A 13,028-nucleotide genomic window follows, 5' to 3' on the forward strand; every position below is an offset into this window, starting at 1 on the left:
GTATGGGCAAGACGGGTTAAAAGAAGCGAAATCCCGTCCCGGAGCCCTTAAGCTCGATTGGCCGCCCGGACAGCTTGGCCCTGCGTCACGCGACGGCGCTTTGCGGCGCCTGAGTCGGCGCGCCCGCGCCGGCGCCGGCGGCTTCGGCGGGCTTCGCCTCGATCGTCACGAGCTCCGGCTCCGCCGACACGGTGACGTCGAGTCCGCAGGCCTTGGCGACGAGGCCGGCGTAATAAGGCTGGATCGCGCGCGCGTCGATCGACGCGTCCTCGGCCTCGCCGGCGAGCAGCGCCGGTATATTCGCGGCGATGCGCGCATTCGTCCCCTTCGCCTCGATCTTGAAGGCGACCTTCTCCTCTTCGCCCGTCGCGGAGACGGAGATCACGCCGCCGCGCGGAATGGCGGCGTCGGCCATCAGGCAGAGATTGAGCAGAAGCTTGACCTTGTTCTTCGACATCAGCACGCGCGGAATGCTCCAATTGAGCTGCGTGCGCTCGTCGGCGAGAAGCTGGCGCGTGACCAGTTCGGCGTCGCCCGTGTCGATCGAGGCGCCCTTGGAGCCGGCGGCGCCGAAGGCGAGGCGGCAGAACTGGAGCCGGGCCGACGCCTCGTTGGCGCTGGACTTGATGAGCGCGAGCGCATGGCCGCGCATCTCCGCGTCCTTTTCTTCCTCGAGCACTTCAAGGCCGTTGACGATCGCGCCGACGGGAGAGATGACGTCGTGGCAGACGCGCGACGAAAGCAGCGCCGCGAGATCGAGAGCGTCGAGCGAGAACTGGGTCATGAGGCAATCCCGTTGGCGCGAGAGGGCGCGATCTGGTTAGAAGGCGCGTCGCATTCTTTCGCTATTCATCGCGGACTGGCGGACGCGTTAGCGAATCACTGCTTACAGTCTGTGCGAAAAGTAACCGCGACCGCGCGGATTGCAAATTGTGCGGCCTATGGTCGTAAACAAAAGACTAAGGACCCTCTCATGACTATCGGGCAGGCTTTGCTTAACGATGCGGCTTCCGAGCGCGGCAGGCTTGCGCGACTCTTCGGCGATCTCGTTGTCGGCGCGGGCGCTTTGGCGATGGAGGCGCTGGCGCGCCCGCAAATCGCCGCGCAGCTCAAAGACGACAAGTCGCCGGTGACGGAGGCCGACGAGCGCATCGAGGAATATCTCTTCAAGGCGCTGGCGCGCGACCTTCCCGGCGTGCCGATCATCGCCGAAGAGGCGGCGGCGCGGGGCGAGACGGCGGCGCATGGCGACGCCTTTCTGCTCATCGACCCGATCGACGGCACGCGCGAATTCCTCGCCCGCAGCCCGGAATTCACTGTCAATCTCGCGCTCGTCATCGGCGAGACGCCCCTCGTCGGCGCCATTTCCGCGCCGGCGATGAGCCGCGTCTGGTTCGCGGGCGTCGAGAGCTTCATGGCGGACGCGGCGCCGGGCGGCGCCCTCCCCGCGCCGCAGGAGTGGCGCGCCTTGCGCACGCGCAAGACGCCGCCGCAGGGCATGACGGCTCTCCTCTCGAAATCGCATCTCGACGCTGAAACGCAGGCTTTCGTCGCGCGTCTGAAGATCGCGGATCGCATCTCCGCGGGATCGTCGCTGAAATTCTGCGCGATCGCGGAAGGGCGCGCCGACGTCTATCCGCGTTTCGGACCGACGATGGAATGGGACACGGCTGCAGGCGACGCGATCCTGCGCGCGGCGGGGGGCGTCGTGGTCGATCCGGGCGGCGCGCCGTTCAAATACAATAAGACCGCGCAGAAATATAAGAATGGCGCTTTCATCGCCTGGGGCGATCCGGCGTCCGCAACGCTTTCTTAATCACGTCGCGCGACTCTTACGCAAGACGTCAACGCCGCCGCAACCATGACGCGGCGGCGCCGCGCGGCGGCCGCAATCGCGGCCGACCCGTCGAACGTCCCGTTTGCGTTTTGGAGTTGAGCGAAAATGAGCGCCTCGCAATCTTCCTCCCGCCGCGATCTCATTCGCCTCGCCGCCGCCGCCATCGGCGGCGCCGTCCTGCCGGGCTTCGCGCGCGCGGGCGTGCGTCCCGAGACCTATTCGAGCGGCGAGATCGTCGAGAACGGCCATCGCTTCTTCGGCTCCATCTCGCGCGGCCTCGCCGAGGGGCTCGAGAAAGCCAATAAGCAATGGGGCCGACCCAACGCCTATATTCTCGGCCAGGAGGCGGGCGGCGCCTTTGTCGGCGGCGTGCGCTATGGCGAAGGCACGATGTTCACGCGCAACGCCGGCCAGAAGGGCGTCTTCTGGCAGGGGCCGTCCATCGGCCTCGACGCCGGCGCCGACGGCGACCGCACCATGATGCTGGTCTATAATCTGCCCGAAGTGAATTCGATCTATCGGCGCTATGCGGGCGTCAACGGCTCCGCCTATCTCGTCGGCGGTCTCGGCTTCACGGCGCTCAACAATGACGAGGTCGTGGTGATGCCCGTGCGCGCGGGCCTCGGCGCCCGGCTCGGCCTTGCGCTCGGCTATATCAAATTCACGCCGGATTCGACCTGGAACCCCTTCTAAAAACGCCGCGCCCGGCGTTCCGCCTTTTTTGATTTCGCGGGCCGGACATGGCACTCTCGCACCCGTCCCGCCCGATGATCCCTGTGGCGGCGCGAGGTAAAGCGTCTTGATCGAACAGGCGATGTATTTCGCGCTCGGCTTTCTCGTCGCCGGGCTGATCACGCTTCTGTTTCTGCCGGCCTTCTGGCGGCGCGCGCTGCGTCTTTCGATGCGGCGGCTGCAAATGCTCGCGCCCATGTCCATGGAGGAGGTGATTGCGGAGCGCGATCTCCTGCGCGCGGAATTCGCCGTGCGCGAACGGCGCCTCGAGCAGGAGATGGAGGCGGTGAAGGCCTTCAGGGCGACGGACCTCGCCGCCATCGGCCGCCACGCCGCGCGCGTCGCGGGAGCGGAAGCGCGGCTGAAAAAGGCCGAGGCCGATAATCGCGACATGGAGCTGGCTTTGCGGGAGGCGCAGAAAGTGCTCGCCGAGCGCACCGACCTCCTGAGCTCCACCGAGCTCGCCTTGCACGAAATGACAGAGCGCGCCGATCGCGGCGTCGAGCGCTTGCGCCTGCTCGAATCCGACAAGGAGGAGCTCGGCCGCGAGAAGGAGGCGCAATATAGCCGCGTCGTCGCGCACGAAGCCAAGATCGGCGCATTGCACGAGCAGACCACGCAGTTGCAGCGCGAGCTCGACGAACTGAAGGAGAAGCTCGCGCGCGTCTCGACCGAAGCCGCCAAGGCGCCGGGGCTGATCAAGGATTACAACGAGACTTTCGAGAAGCTGCAGCGCGCGCAGGAAGAAGCGCGCATGGTGACGAAGGAGCGCGACGAGACCAAAAGCGCGCTCGCCGCCGAGCAGGACCGCCGCAAGAACGACGTCGATCATCTCGAAAACGCGCTGCGCATCGCGCGCGCGGAATCGCGCGACAACGCCGACAAGCTCGAGGTCGCGCGCGCCGACAACGCCATGCTGAACGGCGCCGTCGAGGCGCTGCGCGCCGAGCGCGAAAACCAGCGCCGCGCCGGCGCATCTCTCGCGGCCGAAACGCCGGCGGAGGCAGCGGCGCTGCGCGAAGCCATCATCGATTTCGGCGAGCGCGTGGCGCGGCTCGCCGAGCCGGCGGAAGCGGATTCATGACGGGGCGTACAATCCCTCCTCTTTACAAGGAGGGTGGTCCGCGCGGCGAACCGGGTGAGGTAAAACCCCGTCATTATTGTGGATTGTGGCGGGAGAGCCCCCACCCGGCGGTCTCGCAGCCCCGATAGGGTTCGCCGTTTTCTCTGTCGGTCGCGCGCCCCATTCTTGACCCGGCGCGCCCGCTTTGGGACAAGGGCGCGTTTTCAATTCACCTGAAGGAGGCCGCCTTGCTCTTCGTCGCTCTTTGCTTCGACAAGCCCGGTCAGGTCGATCTGCGCATGGCGACCCGCGCCGAGCATCTCGCCTTTCTCGACACGCACGCCGCGAAAGTGAAGCTTGGCGGGCCCTTTCTCGACGGCGAGAAGCCGGTCGGCTCCATGCTCATTCTCGATTGCGCCGATTACGCCGACGCGCGCGACCTTCTCGGGCAGGATCCCTACGCCAAGGCCGGCCTTTTCGAGCGCGTGGAGCTGCGCGCCTGGAAGCGCGTCGTCGGAGCCGACCTCTGATGGCGCATTGGCTTTTCAAAAGCGAGCCCTCCACCTGGTCCTGGGAGCGGCAGGTCGAGGCGGGCGCCAAGGGCACCTTCTGGAACGGCGTGCGCAACCATCTCGCCAAGCAGCAGATGATGGCCATGAAGAAGGGTGAGCGCGGCTTTTTCTACCACTCCAACGAAGAACGCGCGATTGTCGGAATCGTCGAGATTATCAAGGAATATTATCCCGACCACACGGATGAGACCGGCAAATTCGGCATGGTCGACGTGAAGGCGGTGAAGGCGCTGAAAAACCCCGTGACGCTCGCCGACATCAAGGCCGAACCGAGCCTCGCGGAGATGGCGCTGGTGAAAAACTCGCGCCTGTCGGTGCAGCCGGTGACGGATGAGGAATGGGCGGTTGTGATGGAGATGGCGGGGAAGAAATGATCTCCTCCAACCCAACCATTTTTTCAGGAGAGTCTGGCGGCTTTGCCCCTCTATCGGAGCAAGTGGATGTGGGAGCTGGAGGACTGGAAAGATTTTTCCAAAATGCTGACGAATTTCGCCGAGGCCGGCTTCGCCCTCGCCGCCGTTTTCGTTCTGCTGAGCTGGCTGTCGCGGCAAAAGGACTGACGATGTAGCGGCGCGCCCGCGCGACGCGCATGCCCGAGGAAAGCTGTATGTGGGGTCTGGACGATTGGAAGGACGTCGCGGAAGTCGTCAAGAACTTCGCGGAGACGGCGCTCGCCATCGTCGCAACGCTTGCGCTGCTGAAATGGAATGCGCAGCGCAAGAAGAATGAAGCGCCGTAGAACGCACGCCCCGCCGCGGTCCCCTCCCCGGAAAGAAGGACGTCTTTCAGGCCTTTTGAACCCAGCGTATCGCGACTGAATCGCGTCGTCGTTGCGCTTGCAATGACCAGCCGCATTATCCGAATGAGCGGGACCCTGCGTCCCTACCCCCCCGTCTTCGTCGTATTCCCCGCCACTTCCGGCTGCTCCTTCATGCCGTTCTTGATCTTGTCCATGATCTTCGGCAGGTCTTCCGGGTCCGGGTTCAGATCGCGCGCATGGTTCCATTGGAATTGCGCTTCGAGCTTGCGGCCGACGCGCCAATAGGCGTCGCCGAGATGGTCGTTGATCACCGGGTCGGAGGGCTTCAGGTCGATCGCCTTTTCCAGCTCGCGCACCGCGTCCTCATAGCGGCCGAGCTTGTAATAGGCCCAGCCGAGACTGTCGACGACATAGCCGTCGCGCTGGCGCAGATCGACCGCGCGGCGCAGCATCTTGAAGGCTTCGTCGAGATTGGTTCCCTGATCCACCCAGCTATAGCCCAGATAGTTCAGCACCAAAGGCTGGTCCGGATTGAGCTCCAACGCCTTTTTCAGATCGGCCTCGGCGGCCTTCCATTCCTTGCGGCGCTCATTGGCGATGCCGCGATAATAATAGAGCAGCCACTGGCTCTTCTCGGGCTTGGGCTGCAGCTCGATCACGCGCGAATAGGTCGCCGCCGCGTCGGGGAAGAGCTTGCGCGCGCGCTGCAGATTGCCCAGCGCGGTGAGCGCCTCCTGATTCTTCGGGTTCGCCGCGACGACGGCCGCGAGATGCTCGGTCGCCTCTTTCGATTTGCCGAGCGTCTCGAGCAGCAGCGCCGCCTGCACGTCGGCGTTGACGCGCAGCGCGCTGTCCTTCGGCACGCTGTCATAGAGGTCGATCGCCGTCTCTTCCTGCTTCATGCGCTCATAGACGTCGCCGAGCGTGATGATGGCGAGGGCGTTCTCCGGCGCGAGCGCCAAAGAGAGACGCAGATAGATGAGCGAGGCGAGTTCGTCGCCCTGACGGCCGCCCACGGCGCCGAGGCCATACAGCACTTCGGCCGCGCCTTCGTCCGGCGTGCGCACGAAGGGCGGAAGCGGCTTGCCCTCGTCGAGCGCGGCGATGCCGGCGACGATGATCGGATGGCCGGGCGCCACTTCGTCGAAACCCAGATAGAGCTTCTTGGCCTCGTCGCGCTGGCCGCGGCTCGCGAGAAAACGCGCATAGGCGTCGACGAGGCGCAGCGTGTTCTTCTCGGCGGCATAAGCGGATTTGAAGCGCTTTTCGGCCTCCGCCTTGTCGCCGCCCATATCGGCGATCAGCGCCGCGTGATAGTCGCGGAAGACGACGAACGCCTCGTCATTGAGCTGATCGAGCGTCTGGAGCGCCTTGCGCGTATCCTTGGCGCCGGCATAGGTCCAGGCGACGAGAAGCGTCGAGGTGATGTCGCGGCGCTTATCCCCGCCGCCTTTGGAGAGTTCGGCGCGGGCGGCGGCCCAGCGGCGGTTCTTGATGAAGTCGACGCCCCTGGTCAGATGGGCGAGGCCGTTGCCCTTGTCATGGGCGATGACGCGCGGCGCCAGCGACACCGCCTCCGGCATGCCGCCATTGGCCAGCGCCGCGACGAAGGCGCGGTCGACGAGGTCCTGATTATTGGGGTCGTCGCGCAGGGCCTCCCGGAAGAAGGTCGAGGCCGCGAGCGTGTCGCGCTCCGCGCCGGCGACGATGGCCGCGAGATAATTGCCGGAAAGGCTGGAGCCGACCTCGAAAGGCCGCGCGACCGCGAGGCCTCCCTCGCGGGCGAGCGCGAAGCTGGCCTGCGGAAAAGCGCCGAGCGCGGCGAAGGCGAGGCCGCCGCGCAACAGCAGGCGAAACACCGGAGCGAGCGGGCGGACGAGATGAGGCAAAGGCGCTTTCCTAGACGAGGGCGGAGAGGCCTATGCGCAGGACGCAGCGGGTCCGCCGGAACGAGTGGCCGGAATGTCCAGATTCGCGCGTAAAGATGGCGGTTTTGGGAGCGCCTTGCAAGACGGAAACGCCCTGCCCGCCCGTCACCCGCCGCAGGCGTCGTCGAGTTCGCTCGCAAGGTCGCGGCCGCACAGATTGGCGCCCTCGATGAAAGGCGTGCCCGGCGAGAGCGCGACCCCGCAGGGCAGGATCATCCAGCCTTTGGCGCGCCATGTTCCGTCCTTGCTCTTTTTGAACTGGCCGCAGGAAAGGCCGCTCGTATCCCCGAGCGCCTGCGCCTGCGCGACGGCGGCGGAAGCGAAAATGAAGATGGCGGCAATGGCGAGACGGCACATGGAATAACTCCTCGATTCACGCAAATCATGCGTGCACGGAAGAGGTTACGCCTGAATTTCTTGGCGGCCGGCAAATGGCCGCGGCGCAGTTTGAATAAAATAAGGCGGCGGATCGCTCCGCCGCCGGGATTCATAAGCTCTGCAAAGCGGCGCTACCCGATCAGCTGATCGCCTTCACGATCTTCTGCGCGGCGTCGTCGAGATCGTCGGCGGGGATGACGTTCAGGCCCGATTCGCTGAGGATCTTCTTGCCGAGATCGACATTGGTGCCTTCGAGGCGCACGACCAGCGGCACTTTCAGGCCCACTTCCTTCACGGCCTGGATCACGCCCTCCGCGATGGTGTCGCAGCGCATGATGCCGCCGAAGATGTTGACGAGAATGCCCTTCACATTCGGATCGACGGTGATGATCTTGAAGGCCGCCGTGACCTTCTCCGCAGTGGCGCCGCCGCCGACGTCGAGGAAGTTCGCCGGGAAGGCGCCATAGAGCTTGATGATGTCCATGGTCGCCATGGCGAGGCCGGCGCCGTTGACCATGCAGCCAATATTGCCGTCGAGCGAGATATAAGCGAGGTCGTATTTCGACGCCTCAATCTCCTTCTCGTCCTCTTCCGAGAGATCGCGCAGCTCCATCAGCTCCGGATGGCGGTAGAGCGCGTTGTTCTCAAAGCTCACCTTGGCGTCGAGGCAGCGCAGCTTGCCGTCCTTGGTCGTGATCAGCGGGTTGATCTCGAGCATCTCCATGTCCTTGGCCACGAAGGCCGCGTAGAGCTTCTCGACCAGCGCGCCGGCCTGCTTGGCGAGATCGCCGGCGAGCTTCAAGGCGTCGGCGACATGGCGGCCATGATGCGGCATGAGGCCCGTCGCCGGATCGACCGAGAAGGTGACGATCTTCTCGGGCGTGGAGTGCGCCACTTCCTCGATGTCCATGCCGCCTTCCGTCGAGACGACGAAGGCGATGCGCGAGGTCGCGCGGTCGATGAGCATGGAGAGGTAGAATTCCTTGTCGATCGCGGCGCCGTCCTCAATATAGAGGCGGTTGACCTGCTTGCCGGTCTCGCCGGTCTGGATCGTGACCAGCGTATGCCCGAGCATCTGCCTGGCGAAGGCTTCCGCCTCCTCGATCGACTTGGCGATGCGCACGCCGCCCTGCGGGCCGGCCGCCTCTTCCTTGAACTTGCCCTTGCCGCGGCCGCCGGCGTGAATCTGCGCCTTCACCACATAGACCGGGCCGGGAAGCTGTTTCGCCGCCGCAGCAGCCTCCTCGGCCTTCAGGACCGGAAAGCCTGCGGCGACGGGCGCGCCGAAATCGCGCAGAATGGCTTTGGCCTGGTATTCATGGATGTTCATGCGGTGGGCTCTCCCTCGAAGCAATCAGCGCGCCTTGGAACGCATTCCGCAAAATCGCAGTTTTTTGCGATGAGAATGCGCTCCGCAGCGGAAAGCAGCTTGCGGGCTTAATGGCCATGCCATGGCGGCGGCGTCAAGCGGGCGGGTGGTCGCGGGGAAGCACTGACCCGAGGGCCTTCTTTCGACCTGCATTCCCTCTCTTCGGCGCCGCGCATATAGAGCAGATCGTCTTCATGGATGGGAAGGACGGCGTCGAGATGCGGCGCGGCGGCGCGGAATGGCATTTCGAAACAATCGAGAAGCTGTGTCTATAGACGGCGCGTTCCAAAGCGCGCCGCGCGGAACGGCGCCCGCCCGCATTTGTTCAAGGCGGAAGTCGACTTTGCCCTGATTTGACGCCATGGCGGCTCTCAGACGCCGGCCGGCGAACAGATTTCGACGAGAAACCCGTTATTGTCCCGAACATAGGCGACCACTTGTCCCCAAGGCTTTTTCTCGGGCTGCTTATAGGCCGCGGCGCCGGCCGCAACCGCTTTGGCGAAAGCGGCCGGAACGTCGTCGGAGACGAAAGCGATCTCCGCTCCCGCCGCTTCGGCGTCCGGCCGGTTTCGCCGCGTGGCGACGCCATTCGCGGCGGCCAGTTTTTCGGAGGCGAAAGCAAGCGCCGTCGCGCCGGTCTCCATTTCCGCATAGCCGCTTTCATGCAAAAATCGGCGAGAAACACAGAAAGCCTTTTCATAAAAGGCGACCGTCTCCTCAAGATCGGAGACGTAAATGATGACATAGCCCAGGCGCATAGGTCCCTCCCCCGATCCGGCCCGGTCATTATAACGATGTTCTCTTTATGTTCCAGACGAAATTGGAGGGGCCTCGAGCAAAAAGTTATCTGATGCGTAAGCGCGGCTCCGTTGAGGTCAAAAGAACCTCGCGGCGTTGAGGCGCAGGCGCGTCCTGAGCGTGGAGCTTCAAGATGACGTTTTCAGTCTGGCTCGCTTTCGCCGCTGGGATGGCGACAGCAGCCGCCAAATGAGAATATGGCGAGAAGCGCGCTCGGCGACCCGCCCGAACCGCAGCCGAAGATTCCGGCTGCCGAGATCCTCACAATGACCATCACAATCACCGCCTTCGAACGATCGCCCGACGGCGGCAGGGGATTGGCGCGCGATATGCACGTTCGCTGGGCGCTCGAGGAAGTGGCTCAACCCTACGAGGTTCGCCTTGTTTCCTTTCAGGCGATGAAGGAAGCCGCGCATCTGGCGCGGCAGCCTTTCGGGCAGATTCCGACTTACGAGGAAGATGATCTCGTCCTGTTCGAGACAGGGGCGATCGTCCTCCATATCGCGCAGCGCCATGCGGGTCTTCTGCCCGATGACGCCAATGCCCGGGCTCGGGCAATCTGCTGGATGTTCGCCGCAGTCAACACGGTGGAGCCGCCGATCCTCGAACTTGCAACCGCGAGGCTCCTTGAGGGTGACAAGCCTTGGCGCGACGAGCGCTCGCCTCTGGTCGAGGAGCGCGTCCGCGTCCGGCTGAAACAACTTTCCGCGCGCCTCGGCGACGCCGACTGGCTCGACGACGCCTTCAGCGCGGGCGACCTCATGATGGCGTCGGTGCTGCTCAGACTGAAATCGTCGGGAATGCTGGACGCGTTCCCAAATCTGGCCGCCTATCTCGCCCGCAACGAAACGCGGCCCGCCTATAAACGCGCTTTCGCCACTCAATTGGCGGTCAATGCCGGTGGGCCGCCGACCGGTTGAATTTCCGTCCTAAACGACCTCCTTGTCCGCCGTTCCGGCGAATGCTCGTCAGGCGCGCCTTGACGAAAAGTCAGGAGGCCCCTTACAGTCAGGATAGTCCTGACGGAGGCCGCGATGAAACCGTCTCTCAAAAGAGCCCTTTGCTGCTCCTTTTGCGGAAAGTCCGAACATGACGTCGCCAAGCTGGCGGCCGGTCCCGGCGGCGTCCATATTTGCGATGCATGCGTCGAAGCCTGTCGTCTCTTCATGAGCGGAAAGGCGGCGCTGCCTCGGGACTTCGAGCCGACCAACTGGCCGACCGAGAGACTGCTCGACGTGCTCGGTCCGCTGAACGCCACCGCGGAAGCGCATCGCCGCCATCTTGGCGAAGTCGTCGACGCGCTCAGGGCGCGGGAGATCAGCTGGGCCAGAATCGGCGAAAAGCTCGGCGTATCGCGCCAGACCGCCTGGGAGCGGTTCGGTTCCTAGACGACAGGCCGTCTCGACTCAAATCTAGTTGACTACGCAACTACACCCATCTAGTTTCCTAGGAAATCAGATGAAGGCGTCTTCTTCATGTCGACCCGCGTTCCGGAACTGACGGACCACCTCGGCTACTGGCTGCGCCAGGTTTCAAATCATGTGTCGCACGGCTTCGCCCGAAAGCTCGCCGACAAGGACGTGACGGTCGCCGAGTGGGGGCTGTTGCGCATGTTGTACGAAAGGAAGCCATGCGCTCCCAGTCAGCTGGCGCAGGAGATGAGCCTGACGCGGGGAGCGGTTACCAAACTGGCCGACCGCCTCATCGCCAAGGGGCTCATTATTCGCGAGGCCAGCGCAGAGGACGGCCGCGCGCAAACGCTGAGGCTGACGGCCAAAGGAGCCCGATTCGCGCCGGCGCTCGCGGCGCTCGCCGACAAAAACGAAATCGAATGCTTCGCGCATCTCTCCGCCGCCGACAGGCGCGCGCTCAAGCGGATTCTGAGCGAGACCGTCGCGCGGCTCGGCCTGACCAAGATGCCCCTCGACTGACCGCCTTTCCATCTTCATGCGAAGGAAAACCAATGGACGCTCATTTGTCTCAAATCGCCGAAAGCTGTTTGCGCGCGGCTGAAAGCGACGGCATGAATTTTCCGGAAATCGTCGAGAGGCTGATGGAGGCGGGATTTGAAAGCTATGCGATCGACTTCCGCCGCGCGACAGCGACCTATTACCTGCCGGACGGCGAAAGCGTCGTCCTTCCGACGCATCGCCATCACGCGCCGATCGCCGCCACGCTGAATGTCGCGGCTCTGCAGGCGGCGATCCGGGAGGCGCAACAGTCCGCTCCGAACTACGCCTATCTGGGTTTTTGCGAGAAGGTCATGGCCGGCGGCTGCGCCGGCTATGTCGTGTCGTTCCCCGGCCGCCGCGCCGTATATTTCGGTCGCGCGGCCGAGACGCATGTGGAACATTTCCCTCGGCAAGGATGAACCCGATAGCTCGAGAGGCGGCGGGGATTGGGGAATTCGTCCGAGATTTTTCTGTAGCGGCGCCGCCCCACCCCTGCCCCTCCCCGCAAGGGGGAGGGATGGCGCCGTTCGGGATCATGGTCGAGGCGCTTATCTTGCCGGTCGAGACGTATCTTGATCGTGATCTGCAATGGCGCCGCATCATCCCTCCCCCTCGCGGGGAGGGGCAGGGGGGCGCCGTGATGCGAGTGTCAAACGCAGGCCCGGTTCAGCCCGCGCGCTGACGCACATACTCACGGGCGGAAGCGATCCAAACATGCGTCCGAACATAAGAGGTCTTCGATGGCGCTTCATTATCCAACCGCGCGTTTGATGCGCTGTGTGCTATTGTTCGGCTGTCTCGTCTCTGCGCAAGCCGCTTCGGCCACGGAATTCTGCAATGTCAAACGCACCGCCGACGGCTTCGTCGCGTTGCGCGCGGCGCCCGATCCCAAGGCGGCCACTGTCGGGCGCATGACGCACGCCGACGAGGTGCTCGGCGATCCCACAATCGAAAGTCGCAATGGCTGGATGTTCGTAACCTAGTCGAAAGGCGGGCGGTTTCGCCCCGGCGGTTACGAATTCGACAAACCCGCGGGAAAAGGCTGGGTGAACAGCCGGCTCATCGAGGAGGAATGCGGCTGACGCGCGCCGCGAAACGCCGGAAAGGACATCGCCTCAATGCGTAGGCCTATCGCAATCCTCTTCCCCTTATTGCTGTCCGGCGCCGGCGCGCAGGCGGATCAGTTCGCGCAAATCCGATGCGGCGCGGATATTCCCAAAGCATTGGTCGGACAGCGCGAGTCGAACGCGCCTGTCGTCAAGACGGAAGCGGCGTACAAGCATCTTCGACTCGAGCATCTGGGCGCCGACATTGTCGCCGACGACATGAATGCGATTTCATGGCGGCTCTGCGGGCAGGAATATCTGATGCTGGACAAAGGCTCGATCATTCGCGACGTCATTGCGTTCCCACCCCATTCGAAGACGACGCCGGCCTTTAGCGGCTCCTGCCGGATCAGGGGACGCGACACGAAGGATATGATTGTCGGCGTGCTCGACGCGTCGGGAAAGGGCGAGCGGCTGCCGGCGAAGGAAGCCTGGCGGATCGATGAAAAGGCGGCCAAATTCGTCAGGATGGATGTCCGCGACATGCTCTGCCCGCGCAGCGGCGTCTATACGGCGGATGGCGGGATGTAGGG

At 64.2% G+C, this 13,028-nt stretch carries 17 protein-coding genes; 12 read left to right on the forward strand and 5 right to left on the reverse strand.

Going from position 1 to position 13,028, the window contains the following annotated elements; translation table 11 throughout:
- Window positions 1-85: 85 nt before the first annotated feature.
- Window positions 86-784: a histidine phosphotransferase ChpT gene (gene chpT, locus MMG94_RS07420; RefSeq protein ID WP_016920273.1), complete on the reverse strand. Its 699-nt coding sequence runs from the start codon at window positions 782-784 to the stop codon at window positions 86-88.
- Between the two features lie 189 nt (window positions 785-973).
- Between chpT and MMG94_RS07425 the strand changes: the two genes are divergently transcribed.
- From MMG94_RS07425 to MMG94_RS07450, 6 genes are all read left to right on the forward strand, one after another.
- Window positions 974-1,816: a 3'(2'),5'-bisphosphate nucleotidase CysQ family protein gene (locus MMG94_RS07425; protein ID WP_016920274.1), complete on the forward strand. Its 843-nt coding sequence runs from the start codon at window positions 974-976 to the stop codon at window positions 1,814-1,816.
- Between the two features lie 126 nt (window positions 1,817-1,942).
- Window positions 1,943-2,530, forward strand: coding sequence for a DUF1134 domain-containing protein (locus tag MMG94_RS07430; RefSeq protein ID WP_016920275.1), 588 nt, complete (start codon window positions 1,943-1,945; stop codon window positions 2,528-2,530).
- A gap of 106 nt (window positions 2,531-2,636) precedes the next feature.
- The gene (locus MMG94_RS07435) at window positions 2,637-3,653 is read left to right on the forward strand and encodes a coiled-coil domain-containing protein (RefSeq protein ID WP_244415363.1); all 1,017 of its coding nucleotides are present in this window, start codon (window positions 2,637-2,639) and stop codon (window positions 3,651-3,653) included.
- 227 nt (window positions 3,654-3,880) lie between these two features.
- Window positions 3,881-4,162 carry a YciI family protein gene (locus tag MMG94_RS07440; RefSeq protein ID WP_016920277.1) on the forward strand — a complete coding sequence of 94 codons (282 nt, stop codon included), beginning with the start codon at window positions 3,881-3,883 and terminating at the stop codon, window positions 4,160-4,162.
- Complete coding sequence (locus MMG94_RS07445) at window positions 4,162-4,578, forward strand: EVE domain-containing protein (RefSeq protein ID WP_016920278.1); 417 nt, start codon at window positions 4,162-4,164, stop codon at window positions 4,576-4,578. Before MMG94_RS07440 ends, MMG94_RS07445 begins: the two co-directional genes overlap by 1 nt.
- 233 nt (window positions 4,579-4,811) lie before the next feature.
- On the forward strand, window positions 4,812-4,943 hold the full coding sequence (locus MMG94_RS07450) for a hypothetical protein (RefSeq protein WP_016920280.1): 132 nt from the start codon (window positions 4,812-4,814) through the stop codon (window positions 4,941-4,943).
- Between the two features lie 143 nt (window positions 4,944-5,086).
- Here the strand turns inward: MMG94_RS07450 and MMG94_RS07455 are convergent, their stop codons facing one another.
- The 4 genes from MMG94_RS07455 to MMG94_RS07470 form a co-directional block, all read right to left on the reverse strand.
- Entirely contained in the window at window positions 5,087-6,853 is a 1,767-nt protein-coding gene (locus MMG94_RS07455; protein WP_016920281.1) for a tetratricopeptide repeat protein, read from the reverse strand.
- A 144-nt stretch (window positions 6,854-6,997) separates the two neighbouring features.
- Window positions 6,998-7,249 (reverse strand): hypothetical protein, encoded by a 252-nt coding sequence (locus MMG94_RS07460; RefSeq protein WP_016920282.1) that lies wholly within the window; start codon window positions 7,247-7,249, stop codon window positions 6,998-7,000.
- A 160-nt stretch (window positions 7,250-7,409) separates the two neighbouring features.
- On the reverse strand, window positions 7,410-8,600 hold the full coding sequence (gene sucC, locus MMG94_RS07465) for an ADP-forming succinate--CoA ligase subunit beta (protein ID WP_016920283.1): 1,191 nt from the start codon (window positions 8,598-8,600) through the stop codon (window positions 7,410-7,412).
- Window positions 8,601-9,010: 410 nt separating this feature from the next.
- Window positions 9,011-9,397 carry a VOC family protein gene (locus MMG94_RS07470; RefSeq protein ID WP_016920284.1) on the reverse strand — a complete coding sequence of 129 codons (387 nt, stop codon included), beginning with the start codon at window positions 9,395-9,397 and terminating at the stop codon, window positions 9,011-9,013.
- Between the two features lie 306 nt (window positions 9,398-9,703).
- Between MMG94_RS07470 and MMG94_RS07475 the strand changes: the two genes are divergently transcribed.
- From MMG94_RS07475 to MMG94_RS07500, 6 genes are all read left to right on the forward strand, one after another.
- Window positions 9,704-10,357 (forward strand): glutathione S-transferase family protein, encoded by a 654-nt coding sequence (locus MMG94_RS07475; protein WP_026016306.1) that lies wholly within the window; start codon window positions 9,704-9,706, stop codon window positions 10,355-10,357.
- A gap of 114 nt (window positions 10,358-10,471) precedes the next feature.
- A complete protein-coding gene (locus MMG94_RS22105) occupies window positions 10,472-10,825 on the forward strand; it encodes a ClpX C4-type zinc finger protein (protein WP_016920286.1) in 354 nt (117 codons plus the stop codon).
- Window positions 10,826-10,912: 87 nt separating this feature from the next.
- Window positions 10,913-11,368, forward strand: a complete 456-nt coding sequence (locus MMG94_RS07485; RefSeq protein WP_016920287.1) for a MarR family winged helix-turn-helix transcriptional regulator — start codon at window positions 10,913-10,915, stop codon at window positions 11,366-11,368.
- A 32-nt stretch (window positions 11,369-11,400) separates the two neighbouring features.
- Window positions 11,401-11,808 carry a DUF1398 domain-containing protein gene (locus tag MMG94_RS07490; protein ID WP_016920288.1) on the forward strand — a complete coding sequence of 136 codons (408 nt, stop codon included), beginning with the start codon at window positions 11,401-11,403 and terminating at the stop codon, window positions 11,806-11,808.
- Window positions 11,809-12,129: 321 nt separating this feature from the next.
- Window positions 12,130-12,372 carry a hypothetical protein gene (locus tag MMG94_RS07495; RefSeq protein ID WP_016920290.1) on the forward strand — a complete coding sequence of 81 codons (243 nt, stop codon included), beginning with the start codon at window positions 12,130-12,132 and terminating at the stop codon, window positions 12,370-12,372.
- Between the two features lie 135 nt (window positions 12,373-12,507).
- Entirely contained in the window at window positions 12,508-13,026 is a 519-nt protein-coding gene (locus MMG94_RS07500) for a hypothetical protein (protein WP_154419951.1), read from the forward strand.
- The last annotated feature ends 2 nt before the right edge of the window (window positions 13,027-13,028 follow it).

Origin of the sequence: Methylocystis parvus OBBP, assembly GCF_027571405.1 — a bacterium.
GTDB classification, from domain to species: Bacteria; Pseudomonadota; Alphaproteobacteria; order Rhizobiales; family Beijerinckiaceae; genus Methylocystis; species Methylocystis parva.

Excerpts from the sequence above, each read along its gene's own strand:
- chpT (WP_016920273.1), bottom strand. The coding sequence starts at position 784 with ATGACCCAGTTCTCGCTCGACGCTCTCGATCTCGCGGCGCTGCTTTCG.
- MMG94_RS07425 (WP_016920274.1), top strand. The coding sequence starts at position 974 with ATGACTATCGGGCAGGCTTTGCTTAACGATGCGGCTTCCGAGCGCGGC.
- MMG94_RS07430 (WP_016920275.1), top strand. The coding sequence starts at position 1,943 with ATGAGCGCCTCGCAATCTTCCTCCCGCCGCGATCTCATTCGCCTCGCC.
- MMG94_RS07445 (WP_016920278.1), top strand. The coding sequence starts at position 4,162 with ATGGCGCATTGGCTTTTCAAAAGCGAGCCCTCCACCTGGTCCTGGGAG.
- MMG94_RS07450 (WP_016920280.1), top strand. The coding sequence starts at position 4,812 with ATGTGGGGTCTGGACGATTGGAAGGACGTCGCGGAAGTCGTCAAGAAC.
- MMG94_RS07460 (WP_016920282.1), bottom strand. The coding sequence starts at position 7,249 with ATGTGCCGTCTCGCCATTGCCGCCATCTTCATTTTCGCTTCCGCCGCC.
- sucC (WP_016920283.1), bottom strand. The coding sequence starts at position 8,600 with ATGAACATCCATGAATACCAGGCCAAAGCCATTCTGCGCGATTTCGGC.
- MMG94_RS07470 (WP_016920284.1), bottom strand. The coding sequence starts at position 9,397 with ATGCGCCTGGGCTATGTCATCATTTACGTCTCCGATCTTGAGGAGACG.
- MMG94_RS07475 (WP_026016306.1), top strand. The coding sequence starts at position 9,704 with ATGACCATCACAATCACCGCCTTCGAACGATCGCCCGACGGCGGCAGG.
- MMG94_RS22105 (WP_016920286.1), top strand. The coding sequence starts at position 10,472 with ATGAAACCGTCTCTCAAAAGAGCCCTTTGCTGCTCCTTTTGCGGAAAG.
- MMG94_RS07485 (WP_016920287.1), top strand. The coding sequence starts at position 10,913 with ATGTCGACCCGCGTTCCGGAACTGACGGACCACCTCGGCTACTGGCTG.
- MMG94_RS07490 (WP_016920288.1), top strand. The coding sequence starts at position 11,401 with ATGGACGCTCATTTGTCTCAAATCGCCGAAAGCTGTTTGCGCGCGGCT.
- MMG94_RS07495 (WP_016920290.1), top strand. The coding sequence starts at position 12,130 with ATGGCGCTTCATTATCCAACCGCGCGTTTGATGCGCTGTGTGCTATTG.
- MMG94_RS07500 (WP_154419951.1), top strand. The coding sequence starts at position 12,508 with ATGCGTAGGCCTATCGCAATCCTCTTCCCCTTATTGCTGTCCGGCGCC.